General features: G+C 64.2%; 15 protein-coding genes. 8 read left to right on the forward strand and 7 right to left on the reverse strand.

The annotated features are described in order from the left end of the window. Window positions 1-41: 41 nt before the first annotated feature. The 3 genes from sufB to NLM33_RS06820 all read right to left on the reverse strand — a co-directional run bounded on the left by sufB (window position 42) and on the right by NLM33_RS06820 (window position 4035). Entirely contained in the window at window positions 42-1538 is a 1497-nt protein-coding gene (gene sufB / locus NLM33_RS06810; RefSeq protein ID WP_254095342.1) for a Fe-S cluster assembly protein SufB, read from the reverse strand. A gap of 113 nt (window positions 1539-1651) precedes the next feature. After that, window positions 1652-2791, reverse strand: coding sequence for a cysteine desulfurase family protein (locus tag NLM33_RS06815; protein ID WP_254095343.1), 1140 nt, complete (start codon window positions 2789-2791; stop codon window positions 1652-1654). Between the two features lie 53 nt (window positions 2792-2844). Further along, entirely contained in the window at window positions 2845-4035 is a 1191-nt protein-coding gene (locus tag NLM33_RS06820; RefSeq protein WP_254095344.1) for an acyltransferase family protein, read from the reverse strand. A 44-nt stretch (window positions 4036-4079) separates the two neighbouring features. Here NLM33_RS06820 and NLM33_RS06825 point away from each other — a divergent pair, with 44 nt between their 5' ends. The 4 genes from NLM33_RS06825 (at window position 4080) to NLM33_RS06840 (ending at window position 6930) form a co-directional block, all read left to right on the forward strand. Further along, a complete protein-coding gene (locus NLM33_RS06825) occupies window positions 4080-5027 on the forward strand; it encodes a LytTR family DNA-binding domain-containing protein (protein ID WP_254095345.1) in 948 nt (315 codons plus the stop codon). A 377-nt stretch (window positions 5028-5404) separates the two neighbouring features. Further along, entirely contained in the window at window positions 5405-6052 is a 648-nt protein-coding gene (locus tag NLM33_RS06830; RefSeq protein ID WP_027524593.1) for an alpha/beta hydrolase, read from the forward strand. A 23-nt stretch (window positions 6053-6075) separates the two neighbouring features. Beyond that, complete coding sequence (locus NLM33_RS06835) at window positions 6076-6588, forward strand: DUF1697 domain-containing protein (protein ID WP_254095346.1); 513 nt, start codon at window positions 6076-6078, stop codon at window positions 6586-6588. A 51-nt stretch (window positions 6589-6639) separates the two neighbouring features. Further along, window positions 6640-6930 carry a DUF1330 domain-containing protein gene (locus NLM33_RS06840; protein WP_254095347.1) on the forward strand — a complete coding sequence of 97 codons (291 nt, stop codon included), beginning with the start codon at window positions 6640-6642 and terminating at the stop codon, window positions 6928-6930. Window positions 6931-6953: 23 nt separating this feature from the next. Here the strand turns inward: NLM33_RS06840 and NLM33_RS06845 are convergent, their stop codons facing one another. Further along, window positions 6954-7631, reverse strand: a complete 678-nt coding sequence (locus NLM33_RS06845) for a glutathione S-transferase family protein (protein ID WP_254095348.1) — start codon at window positions 7629-7631, stop codon at window positions 6954-6956. A gap of 95 nt (window positions 7632-7726) precedes the next feature. Further along, window positions 7727-8830 carry an anhydro-N-acetylmuramic acid kinase gene (locus tag NLM33_RS06850; protein WP_254095349.1) on the reverse strand — a complete coding sequence of 368 codons (1104 nt, stop codon included), beginning with the start codon at window positions 8828-8830 and terminating at the stop codon, window positions 7727-7729. Between the two features lie 159 nt (window positions 8831-8989). Here NLM33_RS06850 and tyrS point away from each other — a divergent pair, with 159 nt between their 5' ends. The 3 genes from tyrS (at window position 8990) to NLM33_RS06865 (ending at window position 12240) form a co-directional block, all read left to right on the forward strand. Beyond that, window positions 8990-10255, forward strand: a complete 1266-nt coding sequence (gene tyrS, locus NLM33_RS06855; protein ID WP_254095350.1) for a tyrosine--tRNA ligase — start codon at window positions 8990-8992, stop codon at window positions 10253-10255. Between the two features lie 57 nt (window positions 10256-10312). After that, window positions 10313-11584 carry an MFS transporter gene (locus NLM33_RS06860; RefSeq protein WP_254095351.1) on the forward strand — a complete coding sequence of 424 codons (1272 nt, stop codon included), beginning with the start codon at window positions 10313-10315 and terminating at the stop codon, window positions 11582-11584. Window positions 11585-11808: 224 nt separating this feature from the next. Then, entirely contained in the window at window positions 11809-12240 is a 432-nt protein-coding gene (locus NLM33_RS06865) for a DoxX family protein (protein WP_254095352.1), read from the forward strand. 233 nt (window positions 12241-12473) lie between these two features. Here NLM33_RS06865 and NLM33_RS06870 read toward each other — a convergent pair whose 3' ends face one another. Together NLM33_RS06870 and NLM33_RS06875 are read right to left on the reverse strand one after the other, a co-directional pair. Continuing rightward, window positions 12474-16310 (reverse strand): DUF3971 domain-containing protein, encoded by a 3837-nt coding sequence (locus tag NLM33_RS06870; protein ID WP_371930104.1) that lies wholly within the window; start codon window positions 16308-16310, stop codon window positions 12474-12476. Window positions 16311-16333: 23 nt separating this feature from the next. Further along, on the reverse strand, window positions 16334-16537 hold the full coding sequence (locus NLM33_RS06875; protein ID WP_254106191.1) for a hypothetical protein: 204 nt from the start codon (window positions 16535-16537) through the stop codon (window positions 16334-16336). Between NLM33_RS06875 and NLM33_RS06880 the strand changes: the two genes are divergently transcribed. Beyond that, a complete protein-coding gene (locus NLM33_RS06880; protein WP_254095353.1) occupies window positions 16506-17210 on the forward strand; it encodes a peroxiredoxin in 705 nt (234 codons plus the stop codon). The genes NLM33_RS06875 and NLM33_RS06880 overlap by 32 nt on opposite strands. Window positions 17211-17264: the final 54 nt, after the last annotated feature.

Genomic DNA, 17264 nt, shown 5'->3' on the forward strand with positions numbered 1-17264 from the left:
ATGATCCAGGGAGCGCCGAAGCGCGCCGCGAGGGTCGGCAATTAACCGACCGACCCTTCAAGCGAGATCGAGATCAGCTTCTGCGCTTCCACTGCGAACTCCATCGGGAGTTGCTGGAGCACGTCCTTCACAAAGCCGTTGACGACGAGGCCGACGGCTTCCTCTTGGCTGAGGCCGCGCTGGATGCAGTAGAACAGCACGTCCTCGGAGATTTTCGAGGTCGTCGCCTCGTGCTCGAAGGTGGCCGAGGAGTTCTTGGCCTCGATATACGGCACGGTGTGCGCGCCGCATTTGTCGCCAATGAGCAGCGAGTCGCAGGCGGTGAAGTTGCGCGCGCCGGTCGCTTTCCGATGCGCCGTGACGAGACCGCGATAGGTGTTCTGCGACTTGCCCGCCGCGATGCCCTTGGAGATGATCCGGCTCGACGTGTTCTTGCCGAGGTGGATCATCTTGGTGCCGCTATCGACCTGCTGATAGCCGTTCGAGATCGCGATCGAGTAGAACTCGCCGCTCGAATTGTCGCCGCGCAGGATGCAGCTCGGATATTTCCAGGTGATGGCCGAGCCGGTCTCGACCTGGGTCCAGGAGATCTTGGAGTTGTTGCCGCGGCAGTCGCCACGCTTGGTGACGAAATTGTAGATGCCGCCCTTGCCTTCCGAGTTGCCGGGGTACCAGTTCTGGACCGTCGAATATTTGATCTCGGCGTCGTCGAGCGCGACGAGCTCGACCACGGCGGCGTGCAGCTGGTTCTCGTCGCGCTGCGGCGCGGTGCAGCCTTCGAGATAGGAGACGTAGGAGCCCTTGTCGGCGATGATCAGCGTGCGCTCGAACTGGCCGGTGTTGCGCTCGTTGATGCGGAAATAGGTCGACAGCTCCATCGGGCAGCGCACGCCCGGCGGCACGTAGACGAATGAGCCGTCGGAGAACACGGCCGAATTCAGCGTCGCGTAGAAATTGTCAGAGGTCGGCACCACGGAGCCGAGATATTTCTGCACGAGCTCGGGATGCTCGCGGATCGCCTCCGAGATCGGCATGAAGATCACGCCGGCCTTCTTCAGCTCCGCCTTGAAGGTGGTCGCAACCGAGACCGAGTCGAAGACCGCGTCGACCGCGATCTTGCGCCGGGCAGGATCCTCCTCACCGGGCTTCGGCTCGACGCCTTCGAGCATCGCCACCTCGCGCAGGGGAATGCCAAGCTTCTCGTAGGTCTTGAGAATCTCCGGATCGATCTCGTCCAGCGAGGAGACACTCTTCTTCGGCTTCGGCGCCGCGTAATAGTAGATGTCCTGGAAATCGATCTTGGGGTACTCGACGCGCGCCCAGGTCGGCTCGGTCATGGTGAGCCAGCGCCGATAGGCCTCGAGCCGCCACTGGAGCATCCAGGCGGGCTCGTTCTTCTTTCCTGAGATGAATTTTACGATGTCTTCCGACAGACCCTTCGGGGCCTTCTCGGAGTCGATCAGGGTCTCAAACCCATAACGATACTGGTCGACGTCGATGCGCTTCACGCGCTCGACCGTCTCTTGTACGGCTGGCATTCCATCCTCCGCTCGCGGTTTCAAGGACCGCGGTGGATCAAACTCGAACGACTATTACGATGTTTCTGTGCGGAAAGCACGGGCTTAGAACCATTCAAGCCGTGTTTCGTCGCTTATCCCTTAAGTAGGGCATTACCGAGCTTTCGCCAAGCCTCAAGGGCCCGATTGATGTCCGCCTCCTGCGTGGACCAGCCCAGACTGAGGCGCACCGCTCCCTGGGCCGTTTTGGGGTCGAATCCCATGGCGGAAAGCACGTGGGACGGCTGTACTTTCCCCGACGAACAGGCCGAGCCCGAGGATACGGCGATTCCTTCGAGGTCGAAGCCGATCACGGCGGTCTCGGCCTTCAACCCCGGCGCGGTAAACAGGGTGGTATTCGGCAACCGCCCAACGTCCTCCGAGAAGATCATCGTGCCCGGCACGGTTCGCAGACCGTTTTCTAAGCGATTCCGGAAGCTTCGGAGCCGCTCCGCATCCTCCGCCAGAGCCTGAACGGCCGCGCTCACCGCCGCGCCAAAGCCGGCGATGCCGGCGACGTTCTCGGTTCCTGCCCGGCGGCCGAGTTCCTGCCCGCCACCGCGCAGCACCGGTTCGAGCCCCGTCACACCCTCGGCCACGACCAGCGCGCCGATACCCTTGGGGCCGCCGATCTTGTGTGCAGAGAAAGTGGCAAGATCAGCGCCTACCTTCTTGATATCAAATGTAATTTTTCCAAGCGCCTGGATCGCGTCGACATGCAGAAGCCCGCCCGCCTCATGGACGATCCGCGCCGCCTCCGCCACCGGCTGGAGCGCGCCAGTCTCGTTGTTGGCGGCCATGATCGACACCAGCGCTGGCGGCGCGGAGCCGAGCAGCGCCTTGAGGTGGTCGAGATCCACGACGCCCGACCGCGTCACCCGGATCTGAGTGATGGCATCGGCCGGAAACCTCCCGCCTGCCAGCACGGAGGCGTGCTCGACGGCGGACACCAGAAGCCGTTCCACCGGGCCGCCAGAGGGCCCCTTTAGACCCGGCGACAGCGCCAGCGCATTGGCCTCGGTTCCCGCCGAGGTGAAGATGACGTTGCGCGGCAGGCCGCCAACCGCGCTCGCAAGCGCGGCACGGGCCGCCTCGATCAGCCGCCGCGCCTCCCGCCCCTCGGCATGGACCGAGGACGGATTGCCGACCAGGTCATAGGCGGCGACCATCGCCGCCCGCGCCTCGGGGCGCAGCGGCGTGGTCGCATTCCAGTCGAGATAGACGCGGGTCGGCATGCCGCCCTCTTAGCACACCTTTTGCCATCGCGCCAATCGAGACCCCGCCCGCATCAGGCCGGCTGCTGCGCGATCCCGGCCGGGCGGCGGAACCCAGTCCGCAATCCGAACAGCGGCCGCAGCCAGACGATGCGCCGCACGATCTCATAGGTGGCCGCACATGTAAGCGCGGTGCCGAGGATCACGATGGAGGCCTCGACCCCAACCGAGAATCCGCTGCCGCGCAATGCATGCGCGATCAGGATGATCGCGGTCTGATGCACGATGTAGTACGGGAAGATCGCGTCCGTGAGATAGCGGCGCACGGGTCCGTCGGCCGTGAAGTGCCGCCGTGCGAAACCGAGCACCGCAGCCATTGCGAGCCACTGATAGCAGCCATAGGCGATGCTGGCGCACTTCTTCAGCAGCGGCGACGGCGCGAGCAGGCCCGCGAACAGCAGGATGAAGATGAGGAAGCAAGCGGCCGCGAGTGCCAGCGTCGCCCAGCGCTGGCGTTCAATCTCGGACCAGACGCCAACCTGCTTCGCCAGCAGGAAGCCGATCAGGAATGCCGTCGCATAGTCCGCGTGGTTGTACCAGTCGCCAAACAGCGCATGCGTGGAGGGAAAGACCGGGAACAGGAACAGGCGCCAAGCCGCGAACAGCAGACACGGCAGGATCAGGAGTCCGGGCCCTGTGAGCAGAGCGGCAAGCTTCGCACTGAGCCGGTCGGTCAGGGCCGGCCACAGCCAGAGCACGCCGGCCAGCGCGATCGTGTAGACCCACAGGTAAACCACGAACCAGAGATGGTTCCAGGTCGGTTGGACGATGCAAGGGTTCGGACAGAACTGGGCCCCGAAGGCGAGATAGTGATGGACGTAGAAGTCGACGAATCCGTCCGGATAGCCGAGGCCTTCGACGATCTGGAGGTAGGACTGCGGCGGCACGATCACCAGCATGCCGAAGATCAGCGGGATCAGCAGCCGCGCCGACCGCGCGCCGACGAACGATCCGAGGCGGTACTTGCCGAGCATGAACCTCGTCGCAACCCCGGAAACCAGGAACAGAAGCGAGAGCCGCCAGGGATTGAGGATCAGCATCAACGGCTCGAGCAGGGTCAGCCTGTAGACGCTCTTGATGTGAAATCCCCAGGACACGTAGAGCATGCCGACGTGGTAGAAGATCAGGAGCCCGAAGGCGCCAATCCGCACCCAATCCAGATCGATGCGCCGTTCCGAGGTCGAGAGTTGCTGTGGTGTTGACATGGATTTCTGCTCCTTGACGGGACGCCAAGCACGGTTCTTTGGCCATGGCTGACACCGAAAATGCCCCACAAGCCGAGCGCGTCGAGCCGGTTTGGGACCGGAATCGCGACACGCGGGATGAGGCGCCGCGCCCTGGGGCGAGCGGTGGGCTTTTTGGGATCAGCGGCGGCGACTGGACGATGTTCGGCGCGATCGCAGCCGTCGCATTCGCGATCGGAATCGTGAACGCGCTTTCCGGCGCGCAGGATGCCGCCTGGCGCGGCGACAGCTACGATGTCGGCCGGCGGCTGTTCTGGGAGATGTCCAGCATCGCCGTCGTCCTGCTGACCATCCCGCTCCTGGTGCTGGCCGTCCGGCGCATGCGCCGGAGCCCGGGGCTCGTCGTCCGCTTGGGAATCGGAGCGCTCGCCCTGCTCGGCTTCTCGACCCTTCACATTACCGGCATGGTCTGGATCAGGAAGCTCGTGCTCTGGCTCGCCGGAGGCGCCTACGATTTCCACGTCTCGTTCGCGACGATCTCATACGAGTTTCGCAAGGATGCCGTGGCTGCCCTCCTGATCGGGGGAACGATCTGGCTATTCGAGAGCCTGCGTGAGCAGAAAAGGGCCACACTGGGTGCCAAAGCTGCCGACCCGCGACAGCCGCCTGCCCCCGATCTGATCTGGCTGCGGGACGGCGCAAGCCGCATTCGCCTCGCGCCGCGCGACATCGTCTGGGTCGCCTCCGCCGGCAACTACATCGAATACAGTCTTGCCGACGGCCGTCAGCACCTGATCCGGGGTACGCTCGCGATGGCCGAAAGCGAGCTCTCGCGCTTCGCCATCGTTCGCGTTCATCGGACGAAGCTTGCCAATCTCGATCGGGTGAGCGGCGTGGACCTGAAACCGTCAGGGGATTTCGAACTCACCTTCGACAACGGGCAAACACTCCAGGGCAGCCGGCGTTACCGGCCGGCAGTTGCCTCGCTCGGAGGTCGCACGGCTCCTGCGTGAAACGCTCCGGGATCGCCCGGCGATCGATAAATCGTCGTGATTCCAATTGTTTAACGGAGACGCCTGACCTCAACGCCGGTTTTCGTCGTCGATTTGCTCGATCCTGGCGACGACACCGCCGCGTGCGGCAGGGCGCTCATGACGCCGCGATGACCCGCTAAGCTCTTGAGCGCATTGCGAGATGTCGAAGAAGCTTGCTTTCTGACCCTTGCCTCGTGTTAGAAGGCGCGCGTCAGTTCACCCGCGCGCCACTCGCGCATCATCCGAGGGCGCCCTTCCACTCCCATTCGCGTTTTTGTCGGCTTTGCAGCCGGTGAAGCCGCCACAATCGGTTGATTGCTGAGGATCATCTCTAGGGAATCAATCAAGAGATCGTCATGCCTGAAGTCATTTTCGCCGGCCCCGCAGGCCGTCTCGAAGGCCGCTACCATCCGGCCAAGCAGAAGAACGCGCCGATCGCGATGATCCTGCATCCGCATCCGCAGTTTCACGGCACGATGAATCATCAGATCGTGTACCAGTGCTACTACGCCTTCGCGCATCGCGGCTTCTCCGTGCTGCGCTTCAACTTCCGTGGCGTTGGCCGCAGCCAGGGCTCTTTCGATCATGGCACCGGCGAATTGTCCGATGCCGCCGCAGCGCTCGACTGGGCACAGACCATCAATCCCGAAGCCCGGGCCTGCTGGGTTGCCGGCTTCTCCTTCGGCGCCTGGATCGGCATGCAGCTTTTGATGCGCCGTCCGGAGGTCGAAGGCTTTATCTCGATCGCGCCGCCCGCCAACCTTTATGACTTCTCGTTCCTTGCACCCTGCCCGTCCTCCGGGCTTATCGTCCACGGCGAAAAGGATGCGGTGGTGCCGCCCAAGGACGTCAACACACTGGTCGAGAAACTGAAGACGCAGAAGGGCATCGTGATCGACCAGCAGGTCATCCCCGGCGCCAACCACTTCTTCGACGGCAAGCTCGAGCCGTTGATGGAGACCATCACCGCCTATCTCGACATGCGGCTCGCCAACGTGCGCTAAAGGCCGCTCGCCAAAGGTTGTCCATGGGCTCGTTCGTCGCCTTGCTCCGTGCCGTCAATGTCGGCGGCACCGGCAAGCTGCCGATGAGCGAGCTCAAGACGATGTGCGAGGAGCTCGGCTTTACCGCCGTGCGCACCTATATCGCCAGCGGCAACGTGGTGTTCACCAGCCGCAAGTCCGAAGCTGCGATCAAGACAGCACTTGAGAAGCGCCTGCACGCCTACGCCGGCGGGCCGGTCGGCGTGCTCGTGCGCAGCGCAGGAGAGATGGCGCAGGTCGCGGCCGACAATCCCTTCCCCAAGGCCGCGCCCAACCGCACCCTCGCGATCTTCCTCGACGAGCCTCCGCCGGCCGACGCGCTCGCCGGCATCCGCGGCCGGAAGGACGAGGAAGTCCGCCTCGGCCGCCGCGAGATTTACGTCCACTACGGTGATGGCATGGGGACGTCGAAGCTCGTCATCCCAGCCGCCAAGACCGGCACTGCGCGCAACATGAACACGGTCGCGACGCTGGCGAAGATGGCTGCGGAGCTCTAGCTAGCGGTAGAAGGCGTCGTCCTGGTCCGATGCCGGCTCGGGAGGCGACGAATGAAGGCGTATCTGGTACTCGACCTCTCGGTGACCGATTTCGCCGGCTTCAAGAGATACATCGCCGAAATCCCCGCCTTCATCGCCAAGCACTCAGGCCAGTACATCGTTCGCGGAGTTCAGCCTACGACGATCGAAGGCGACTGGGCCCCCGAACGCCTCGTCATCATCGAGTTTCCAGAGCGCGATAATGCGGAAGCATTCTTGAGCGATCCCGAGATTCAAGACCTGTTCAAGGTGCGCCACGCGACGACGACGAGCAGATTGCTGCTCGCCGACGGGTGCACCTAGCCACCGGCGATCACAGGCGCGCTTCACGCGGCAAGCTTCAACAGATGCGCGTCATGGCGCACGAGGAAGGCGCGCAGCAATTGCGGATAGTCGGTGCTCACCGCCGTGCGAACGCTCGGACGTCTTGCAAGCTCTGCGCGCCAGGCGCGGACCTTCGGCAGATCCTTGAAGATGCCGAGCTCGGCGAGCTCATCGAACACGTCGAAATAGCGAAAGATCGGCGCGAACACGGCGTCGACAAGGCTGAACGGTGCGCCGGCGAAGAACGGGCCGGCGCCAAGCGCGGCCTCGACGCGGGAGAATTTGCCGGCGATCGCCTGGCGCTTGCTGTCGAAGGTCGCGGGATCGGTAGTGGTCTCGAGCCCCCAGAGATCGCCGAGGATCGCGGAGCCGAACTCCATCCAGGCGCGGTGTTCGGCGCGCCTCAGCGCGTCGGCCGGATGCAGCTTGCTGCCGCCCTGCGTGTCCTCGATGTATTCGCAGATCACGTTGCTCTCGAACAGCGCGACCTCGCCTTGCGCGGTCGTGACCACCAGCACGGGCACCTTGCCGAGCGGCGATATCTTCAGGAACCAGTCGGGCTTGTTGGCGAGATCGATGTCGACCCGCTCGAACGGCACGCCCTTCTCGGTCAGCGCGATCACGGCGCGCTGTACGTAAGGGCAAAGCTTGTGGCTGATCAGTTTGAGGGCTGCGGTCATGGCGGAGATCCTGACGGGTCAATGCATTCGCATCAACATAGATGCATCTGCATTAATTCGTCAAGGTCAATGCATATGCATCAACCACCCGTGATCTAAGGCCTTGCGATCACCCCGCCGGTCATCGGCATCGGCACCCCCGTGGTGGCCGGGTAGGACAGCGGCAAGCCTTTCATGCCCCGCGCCGCCAGGAAACCGAAGGCCTGCGCCTCGATGGCGTCGGAGGCCCAGCCGAGTGTCTCGGCGGCCTGCACCGTCGCCGATCCTACCCGCTCCCGCAGCATGCGCAGCATGGTGAGGTTGCGTGCGCCGCCGCCGCAGATGATCCAGCTCCGCGGCCGCCGCGGCAGCAGCGGAATGACCCGGGCGATCGCCGCCGCGGTGAATGCGGTGAGCGTCGCAGCCCCATCGGCCGGTTGCACGTCACCAAGCTTCAAGGCGGCAAAATCGTTGCGGTCGAGCGATTTTGGCGGCGGCAGTGCGAAGAACGGAAGCTCCAGCGCCCGCGTGATCCAGGCCTCGTCGGCCTTGCCGAGCGCGGCGAACTTTCCTTCCGCGTCGAACGCCTGGTTCATGATCCGGTACATGAAATCGTCGAGCAGCGCGTTGCCGGGACCGGTGTCGCAGGCGATCAGCGTATCGTTGCCGTCGATATAGGTGATGTTGGAGACGCCGCCGATATTGACGACGACGATCGGCCCCTCGCGCTCCAGCGATTGCGCCAGCGCACGGTGGTAGACCGGCACGAGGGGAGCGCCCTGCCCGCCGGCCTCGACGTCGGCAGCGCGGAAGTCATGCATGACCGGGATGTGGATGGCCTTCGCCAGTGCCAACGCGTCACCGATCTGCACCGTCAAGCGCCGCTCGGGCCGGTGCAGCACGGTCTGGCCGTGGAAGCCGACGATGTCGATCTCCTCCGGCTTCATCCGGTTCTGAGCGGTGAAGGCGGCGACCGCCTCGGCATGGGCCAGCGTCACCGCACGCTCGGCCTCGGCCAGAACCCCCGGCCGGGCATCGCGCCGCGGCAAATGGACAGCCTCGGTGAGCGCCCGGCGCAGCAGGCTGCGCTCGGCATTGCTGTAAGGCCGGTAGCCGGACGGCCCGAACGCCTTGATCTGCTTTCCATCCGTTTCGATCAGTGCAACGTCCACCCCGTCAAGCGAGGTCCCGCTCATCAGACCGAGTGCGGTCAACATCATCCCGTAAGCCTCGACGTCTTCCTACCCCGACGCCTGGCTTGTATCAAACAAGCACATCTTATAATGCCACAGCGCGCTGCGACGCGGCAGTCCGTTCCTTCCGGGTTCCGCGACTGGCCGCAATTACCGTAAAATAAGAATGATCAGAGCCGCCGACAGATGAGTGCATTTAAATCGGATTTCCTCAATATTTTGCAGGAACGGGGTTTCGTCCACCAGTGCTCCGATTTCGAGGGGCTGGACGCGCTCGCCGCCAAGGGCGAGGCGACGGCCTATGTCGGCTACGATTGCACCGCCCCATCGCTGCATATCGGCAACTTCCTGACCATGATGATGCTGCACTGGCTCCAGCAGTCCGGCAACAAGCCGATCACGCTGATGGGCGGCGGCACCACCATGGTCGGCGACCCCTCCGGCAAGGACGAGACACGCGCCATGCGCACGATCGCCGAGATCGAGGCCAACAAGGCCTCGATCCGCGGCGTGTTCGCCAAGGTGCTGCGCTACGGCGACGGTGCGAGCGACGCCGTGATGCTCGACAATGCGGAGTGGCTGACCAAGCTGAACTGGATCGAGATGCTGCGCGACGTCGGCAAGCACTTTTCGGTCAACCGCATGCTGACCATGGACTCCGTGCGGCTGCGCCTCGAGCGCGAGCAGGAGATGAGCTTCATCGAGTTCAACTACATGGTCTGCCAGGCCTACGACTTCGTGCAGCTCTCGCAACGCGCCGGCTGCCGGCTGCAGATGGGCGGCTCCGACCAGTGGGGCAACATCATCATGGGCGTCGATCTCGGCCGCCGCATGGGCTCGCCGCAGCTTTTCGCGCTGACGACGCCGCTGCTCACGACCGCCTCCGGCGCCAAGATGGGCAAGACCGCACAAGGCGCGGTGTGGCTCAACGCCGACCAGTTCTCGCCCTATGATTTCTGGCAGTACTGGCGCAACACCGAGGACGCCGACGTCGGCAAGTTCTTAAAGCTGTTCACGACGCTGCCGATGAGCGAGATCAGGAAGCTCGAGGCGCTGCAGGGCTCGGAGATCAACGAGGCCAAGAAGGTGCTCGCAACGGAAGCGACCGCGCTGCTGCACGGCCGCGACGCGGCAAATGAGGCGGCCGAGACCGCGCGGCGAACATTCGAGGAAGGCGTGGCGGCAGAGACCTTGCCGACCGAGCTAATGCCTGAGCATGAGCAGAAGTATCTGTTTGGACCAGATGGCTTGGCAGTCATTGTTGCTGTTCAGCTTGCCAAGCTTGCCAAATCCAATGGCGAGGCCCGTCGACTCATTGATTCGCGAGGTGTGAAGATCAACGACGAGACGGTGACGAGCGCTACCAAAACGCTCACTCAGGCCGACCTTAGAGATGGGGCAATAAAGGTCTCTGTAGGCAAGAAAAAGCACGTCCTCCTCAGGCCTGCATAGGCGCATGAGCTTTTCGCTGCTTGCCAGGGCGCGCGGAAACGCGCTCCCTGACGGGCAATGGACCAGAACACGCCCAGGGAAAAGGATAAGGAAAACGCCGGAGGAAATGCCGCGGCACAGTCGGGCGCGCATGTGCGCACTGCCCTCGTCGTGCTCGCGCTCTGCTTCACGCTGTCGGTGCTCGGCCGCGGGCTCGGCGACAGCTTTACGGTGTTCCTGAAACCGATCTCGGAAAGCTTTGGCTGGGATCGCGCGCAGATCGTCTCGGTCTATTCCCTGACCTGGCTCGCAAGCGGTCTCACCGCGCCGTTCGTCGGACGGCTGTTCGACCATTCCGGACCGCGCAGCGTCTATGCGCTCGGGCTGCTCTTGCTCGGCGCCGCCTTCCTGATCGCGGCGCACGCAAACTATCTCTGGCAGTTCCAGCTCTCGATCGGCCTCTGCGTCGGCGTCGGCATCGCCTTCATCGGCATCGTGCCGAACTCGATCCTGCTCGGCCGCTGGTTCGGCCCGCGCCTGCCGACCGCGATGTCGGTGGTCTATTCGGCGATGGGCGGCGGCGTTCTCGTGCTGCTGCCGATTTCGCAGATCCTGATCGACCATATCGGCTGGCGCGGCACCTACGAGATCTTCGGCTTCGCCGCGCTCGGCCTGCTGCTTCCCTTGCTGCTGCTGCCGTGGCGGATGTTCGCCACGGGCTCGCCGCATGTCGTCAAGAAGACCGATCCCGATTTCGTCGACGAAGGCTGGACGCTCTTGCGCGCCATGCGTCATCACGCATTCTGGGCGTTGTTCTCGACCTTCTTCTTCACCGCGGTCGGCATGTACTCCATCGCGGCCCAGATCGTCGCCTATCTGATCGATGCGGGCTTTCCGCCTTTGCAGGCGGCAACAGCCTGGGGATTTTCCGGCGTTGTGCTGGTGTTCGGCATGCTCGGCGTCTCCGCGCTCGACGGCCTGATCGGCCGCAGGCCCTCGGTGCTGCTGAGCTACGCGATCTCGATTCTCGGCATTTTCCTGCTGTGGCTGCTGCAGTACAATCCGAACACCGTCCTGCTCACCGGCTTCGTCGTCTGCTTCGGCAGCATGATGGGCTCGCGGGGACCGCTGATCTCCGCCACCGCGATGAAGATCTTCCGCGGCAAGCGCGTCGGTACGATCTACGGCAGTATCTCGATCGGCAGCGGGCTCGGCTCGGCATTCGGCTCCTGGAGCGGCGGCCTGATCCACGACGCGACCCAGAGCTACAATCCGCTGCTCGCCTTCGCACTTGCGAGCGTGGTGCTCGGGATGATTCCCTTTCTGGTTGTGCCCGCCTTGCGGCGCTAGGTGTACCGGAGGTAACCTGCACTCTCCGTTGTCACCGGAGAACTACGGACAGCGAATGCGTGTGTTCCGGCAACAAAATGTGCAAATCCTAAGGCTCAAAGCTGCGCTTGCGGTGTTTTGTCTGTCATGACGAAAATGTCAGCGCAAATTGATGGTCCCTGTCTTGCAGGGTGGAACTGGATGCGATTCAAGTCGCACGGGAATTGGATGGAAGGGCGCAAATCATGAATTCACTGTCTCGCTTTCAACCGGCTCTGCTGAGCCTGTTTCGCTTCATCACCGGCCTGCTGCTGCTTCAGTACGGCATCGCCAAGATCTTCAAGTTTCCGGCGGTCCCCTACTTCGCCGACATCCCGCCGCTGATCTACGCGGCCGGCGCGCTCGAGCTCGTGCTCGGCGCGGCGCTGATGATCGGCCTGTTCACGCGGATCTCGGCGTTCGTCCTGTCGGGCGAAATGGCCTTCGCGTACTTCATGGGCCACATGTTCAAGAGCGGCTCGCCGGTGTTCCTGCCGCTGCTCAACGGCGGCACCGCGGCGATCCTGTTCTGCTTCGCCTGCCTCTACATCTCCGCGGCCGGTGGCGGCCCGATCAGCGTCGACGCGCTGGTGCGCAAGGAAGGCGAGGAGCCGAGCGGCGCCTTCGCACGGCGCTAAGATATCCTGAATGCGAATTGGCACCGGCGCATGCCGCCGGTGCCACCTCATCGTCCGCCGAGCACGTTCCAGATGACGGCCAGTGCCGCGGCCAGCAGCACGGCCATGATGATGCGGTGAATGAAACGGTTCATTGCGGGCTTACCCAGGCTGGCTCAGACGCCGGCAGCCTTATGGCCAATCTCTCTCTGATCTGAACGGACGCAAGCAGGCGCCAAGCGCCTCGCCTCACGCTATCGTCGCGCCAGAGTGCAGCCCAGCGGCCGCGATGATCCCGCCGAGCTCTCGCCCGACTGCGTCGGCAGCTCGTCGAACATGTTCTGCTTGCCGGTGTTGAACTCGAAGATCTTGCGGAATACGCCCGGCATCATTGCCGAGATCGGATTGACCCGCATGACCGGCGCGGCCGGGGTGCCGACGACTTCATAGGTCACGCCGATCAGCCCCTCATTGTTGCCGTTGCCCAGGAGAAGGCCGATCACAGGCAACTGGCCAAAGATGTTGTTCACCCCGTACATCGGCACGAAGGTGCCGCTCATGCAGACCTGGTTGCCGGGATAGTCGATCGCACCCTCGATGGTGGCGCCGATCATCGGTCCCTTGACGACGCCGTTGCGGATCGTAAGCGCACCGTTCTGCCGGGTGAATTCGGCGCGCAATGCGGAGAAGGCCACGCCGCTCTGCGTGCCGTTGGGGCCGCCTGCCGCAACGCGATCGAGCTGCTCCATGCCCTTGACCGTGAAGTCGCGCACGTTGATGAGACCTTCGCGCGACGTCGGCTCCGACGTCGGTGGCTCCATCGCCACCACCATCTGACCGCCGAACACCTTGTTGGTGGTGTCGGAGAAGCGCAGGAACGCGCCGGCGTCGTCGGTCTGGAGGTAGATCACCTCGCGGCTGCCCTGCGCACGCCCACCACGCAAGTCCGCCGTCACCGGCGTATCACGGCCGACCTTGCCGCTCAGCGTGAAAGCTTTGACCGCACCGTTCCGCCGCGACATCTTGGCATCGACGCTGCGCATCGCCTCGCCATTGAAGCCGGCGACGGCGCCGAACTTGACGTCGATGTCGAAGTCGACGTTCTTCAGCTTGCTCTTGTTGTCGTCCTTGCCGGAATTGCCCGAGATCGCCGACTTCAGGAAACCGCGGCCGTCGAACACGTCGCCGCGCATGGTGCCTCGCACCACGCCATCCTGTCCGCGCTCGACCTTCAGCGAGGCCTTGTCGCCGTCGGACGGCGAATAGGTCGGGAAGTTCGCATTCATGAGGTCGCCGTTCGGGTCGACCTCGAGCGAGCCCTTGATCGACACACCGCCACCTTCGACAACGATGTCCTCGAGCCGCGTCGATTGCGCGGTCGGCACCACCTTGAAGCTGGCCTTGCCCGATTTACCCGGCAGCTTCACCCAGCCCGGCAGGATGTTGTCGAGCTTGAGCGAGGTCAGGTCGGCTTCGATACCGAGGCGCGTGGTCTGCTCGGGCCCGCTGGCGATCTTGCCGGAGACCTTGACCGGGATCGAACCGCTGACAGCAGGGCCCAGATCGAAGCCGAGACGGGCGCGGCTCGCATCGTCGAGCGTGGTTTGCAATTTGACGTCGGCATCGCCCTCGGACGGCTTGCGGTAGTCGAGCGAGGCCGCCTGGCCGTTGATCTTGACGTCGCCCTTGACCTGGTAGCCTTGGTTGCTCGCAACGATCTTGAGGCTGTTCGCCTCGAGCTTCTGGTTCATCACCAGCTTGTCGGCGGCAAAGCCGTTGAGGTCGGCGGTGACGGCGTAGGTGGTGTCGGCCTTGGTCAGTCCGCCCGTCACCGGCATGCCGAGCGTGATGTTGGCCGAGAAATTGCCCTTGCTGGTGTTGGGATCGACGAAGGTGGCGGACAGATCGCTCAGGCGATCATTGGCGAGAATTTCCGCAGCCGCCGGCACCGGACCATCGGCGCGAAATTTGCTGCGCGACGGCGACGGCTTTATCGCCATGTCCGGCACTTCGAAGGTGAAATCCGAGATCGTGATCTTGCGCCCCGCCGGCGTATCGGCAATGCCCTGCGCGATCGTCACCGTCGCGGTGCGTCCCGTGACGCGCGCTTTCAGGTCGGCGTCGTGCACCGAGGGCATGCCGTCCACTGGATGAACCGCGACGCCGCTGGCCACGATGTTGACCGACAGGCCGTCGTCGGGGATCGGCGGGCCCTTGCGCGGGAGGTTGCGCGTCGGCGAGTTGACGCCGACCTCGATCCGCTGGAGCGTGCCGCGCTCGATCCGCTCGATCACCCACTCACGTAACTCGGGAACAACAAGCGTCGGCCACATCCGCTTGAGCGCGGACGCCGACATCGGCGTGCCCGCAAAGCCGAGCATCAGCCGCGGCTCGCCGGAATAGTCGATCGCGCCGGTACCGGCGACGCCGATCTCGCCATTGCTGATGTCGGCCTGCGCCAGCACGACGCGCTTGTGGTCGGTGTCGAAACGGAAGCCGATCGCGATGCGGTTGAAGACCAGCGGCGGGTCGTTGTCGATGCCGCCCAGCAGGATCGATCCGCCGCTGAAACCGAGCTGCCAGTCGTTGGTGGTACCATTGGGCGGCTCGAGATGCGCGAGCAGCGTGACCCGGTTGGCGCCGGAGATGATCTTGAACGGCGCCACCAGCACCCGGCGTCCGGCGTCCCATTCGAGGTTGATCTCGGCCGAGTCGATCGCCATCGGATAATCAGGCGTATCGGTGTCGATGATGTTGCCTGCGCCGACGACAACCTTGCCGCGGAAGAAGGTCGGCAGGCCGTCGCGGCCGAGCTCGCCCTTGAGCTCGCCGGTCAGCGGCAGGTCGGCATTGTAGGTCAGGTCCTTGAGCCGCAACGCCAAAAGGATGTTCGAGGTCGAGACCTTGTCAGCCCGGATATCGACCGAGCGCACACCGTTCTCGGCGGGGCCGATCGTGGCGCGGAGCGACCATGGCCGAGCACCCTCCTCGCCGAAGCTGAGCGCAACGCCGCCGCCGTGCGGCCGGCGCAGGCTGAGGCTGATGTTCTCGAAGCTCCACTTGCTGCCGCGCTGCTGGTCGTCGACGATCAGATTGCCGTTCTTCAGGCCGATCTCGTTGAGGTTCTGGCCGTCGAGCCCGGTCATGCTCAGGCTGTCGAGCCAGTCGAGCCCGGCAAGCAGTCCGCTCTGCGTACTGCCGCTGGCGGAAGAAGCTGCGGCCGCGTCCGGTCCGGATGGCGTGGCGGGAGCGGTCGTCGCGGCGGGCGGCGCCGATCCCGGGCGCGGGAAGGTCGGCGGAAGGCCCGCCTCCTTTTTCGACGCGACGCCGGTGGCGAGCGGCTTTGCGGTGTCGCCGGCCGACACCGTGACGGTGCCATCTGGTGCGATCCGGATTGCAAGCTCGGCATCGACGAGATTGAGGCTCTCGGCGCGCAGCCGGCCCATCAGGAGCGCCACGCCCGACAGCCGCACTTCGGCCTTCGGCGCGCTTGCGACGATGGCGTGATCACGGTCGCGGACGATGATGTCGCGAATGCGCACCGCGATGCGGATCCGCCCTGCGCGCTCGATCTGGGTGCCGCCGACCTCGACGGTGTTGCCGTGGCCGATATTGTCTTCGATCGCAGCCGCGAGCCATGGCGTCGCCATGTCGAGATTGATGGGACCGGCGCCAAGCCGCCACCACAGCGTGGCGAAGCAACAGACGAAGATGATGACGAGGGTGGCGGTGACGAGGGCGAGCCGCTTGACCCAGCGATCGGCCGCAAGCCAGCGCCCGAACGCACCGAAGCCGTCACCCATGCGATGGAAACCGGAATTGGAACGCGACAACAGCCGGCGTGCCTGGTGGCCCGCCGCCTCCTGGTCCGGATCCCAATCGACGTCATCCCATTCCGGAGAGCCCTGCACTCCGGCACGCCGATCGAGGTCCCGGTTGTAGAGGTCCCCGTTGCGATCATGGTTGTGATCTTGGGGCGACGTATTCCTTGCCATTGCCTCTCGATACAGGCGCCCATCCTTGGATTGAGCGCCGCCGGGGCCGCAGCCGTCCACGGGGACCAAACGTCCCTGCGCCGGCATTGCCGCCATTCCCTTGATATTCCTGCTGTTCGTCATTTCGCCCCGAGAGCGCGCTCAACGAGCAGTGGCGTGATGCTTGGAATTCCTTGTAACCATACTCCGGCGTCGTCAGACTTGCCCAGCCGAGGGCGCGATTCCGGCACGCCGGACGAGAGCTGCAATACCGCTTTGGTTGACCCGCCGAAAGCGTCGAAAGGAAGGCGTATGTCCAAGAAAACGCGAAAGAAATCGTCCAAGACAGCCTCCGGCAGCCCAACCCCCGGGAAAAAACGGACTCAAACGCGGACTACAGCGACAACAAAGCCCGCGACGACGCAGCGGGCCGCAACTCGCAAATCTACCAAGACCTCAACCGTGGCAGCATCGCACAAGGCCCCATCGAAACGGTTAAAATCTTCCGAATCAGCGGCTGCCCCCGCGAAGGCGGCCAAAGGGACTGCCAAGGGTGCCCTGTCCGAAGGCCAGAGGGCACCCGCCTTCAGCCTGCCGCGCGACGGCGGCGGCGTGGCGAGGCTGGCCGACTATGCCGGCAAGAAGCTGGTCCTGTTCTTCTACCCTCGCGCCGACACGCCGGGCTGCACCCGGGAGGCGATCGACTTCACCCGGCTCAAGGATGCCTTCGCCGCGACCGGCACGAGCGTGCTCGGCATCTCGGCCGACCCACCGAAGGCCCAGGAGAAATTCCGCGACAAGCACAAGCTTGCCGTCCCCCTGATCTCGGATGAGCAGCACGAGATGCTGGAGGCCTACGGCGCCTGGGGCGAAAAATCGATGTATGGCAGGACCTTCCTTGGGATTCTTCGCACCACGGTGCTGGTCGGCGCCGACGGCAAGGTGGCGCGAATCTGGCGCAACGTCCGGGTCGACGGCCACGCCGACGATGTGCTGGCAGCGGCAACATCTCTTTAACCAGTTGCGCGAATTCGAGCATTCCCGTTTCCGGAAAATTAACCATGAGAGGCT

Origin of the sequence: Bradyrhizobium sp. CCGUVB1N3, assembly GCF_024199925.1 — a bacterium.
In the GTDB taxonomy this organism is placed as follows: Bacteria; Pseudomonadota; Alphaproteobacteria; order Rhizobiales; family Xanthobacteraceae; genus Bradyrhizobium.

Bases quoted from the DNA above. Each gene is read 5' to 3' on its own strand.
- NLM33_RS06865 (WP_254095352.1), top strand. From the start codon at position 11,809: ATGAATTCACTGTCTCGCTTTCAACCGGCTCTGCTGAGCCTGTTTCGC.
- NLM33_RS06820 (WP_254095344.1), bottom strand. From the start codon at position 4,035: ATGTCAACACCACAGCAACTCTCGACCTCGGAACGGCGCATCGATCTG.
- NLM33_RS06840 (WP_254095347.1), top strand. From the start codon at position 6,640: ATGAAGGCGTATCTGGTACTCGACCTCTCGGTGACCGATTTCGCCGGC.
- NLM33_RS06880 (WP_254095353.1), top strand. From the start codon at position 16,506: ATGTCCAAGAAAACGCGAAAGAAATCGTCCAAGACAGCCTCCGGCAGC.
- NLM33_RS06860 (WP_254095351.1), top strand. From the start codon at position 10,313: ATGGACCAGAACACGCCCAGGGAAAAGGATAAGGAAAACGCCGGAGGA.
- NLM33_RS06825 (WP_254095345.1), top strand. From the start codon at position 4,080: ATGGCTGACACCGAAAATGCCCCACAAGCCGAGCGCGTCGAGCCGGTT.
- NLM33_RS06850 (WP_254095349.1), bottom strand. From the start codon at position 8,830: ATGATGTTGACCGCACTCGGTCTGATGAGCGGGACCTCGCTTGACGGG.
- NLM33_RS06870 (WP_371930104.1), bottom strand. From the start codon at position 16,310: ATGGCGGCAATGCCGGCGCAGGGACGTTTGGTCCCCGTGGACGGCTGC.
- NLM33_RS06830 (WP_027524593.1), top strand. From the start codon at position 5,405: ATGCCTGAAGTCATTTTCGCCGGCCCCGCAGGCCGTCTCGAAGGCCGC.
- tyrS (WP_254095350.1), top strand. From the start codon at position 8,990: ATGAGTGCATTTAAATCGGATTTCCTCAATATTTTGCAGGAACGGGGT.
- NLM33_RS06835 (WP_254095346.1), top strand. From the start codon at position 6,076: ATGGGCTCGTTCGTCGCCTTGCTCCGTGCCGTCAATGTCGGCGGCACC.
- NLM33_RS06845 (WP_254095348.1), bottom strand. From the start codon at position 7,631: ATGACCGCAGCCCTCAAACTGATCAGCCACAAGCTTTGCCCTTACGTA.
- NLM33_RS06815 (WP_254095343.1), bottom strand. From the start codon at position 2,791: ATGCCGACCCGCGTCTATCTCGACTGGAATGCGACCACGCCGCTGCGC.
- sufB (WP_254095342.1), bottom strand. From the start codon at position 1,538: ATGCCAGCCGTACAAGAGACGGTCGAGCGCGTGAAGCGCATCGACGTC.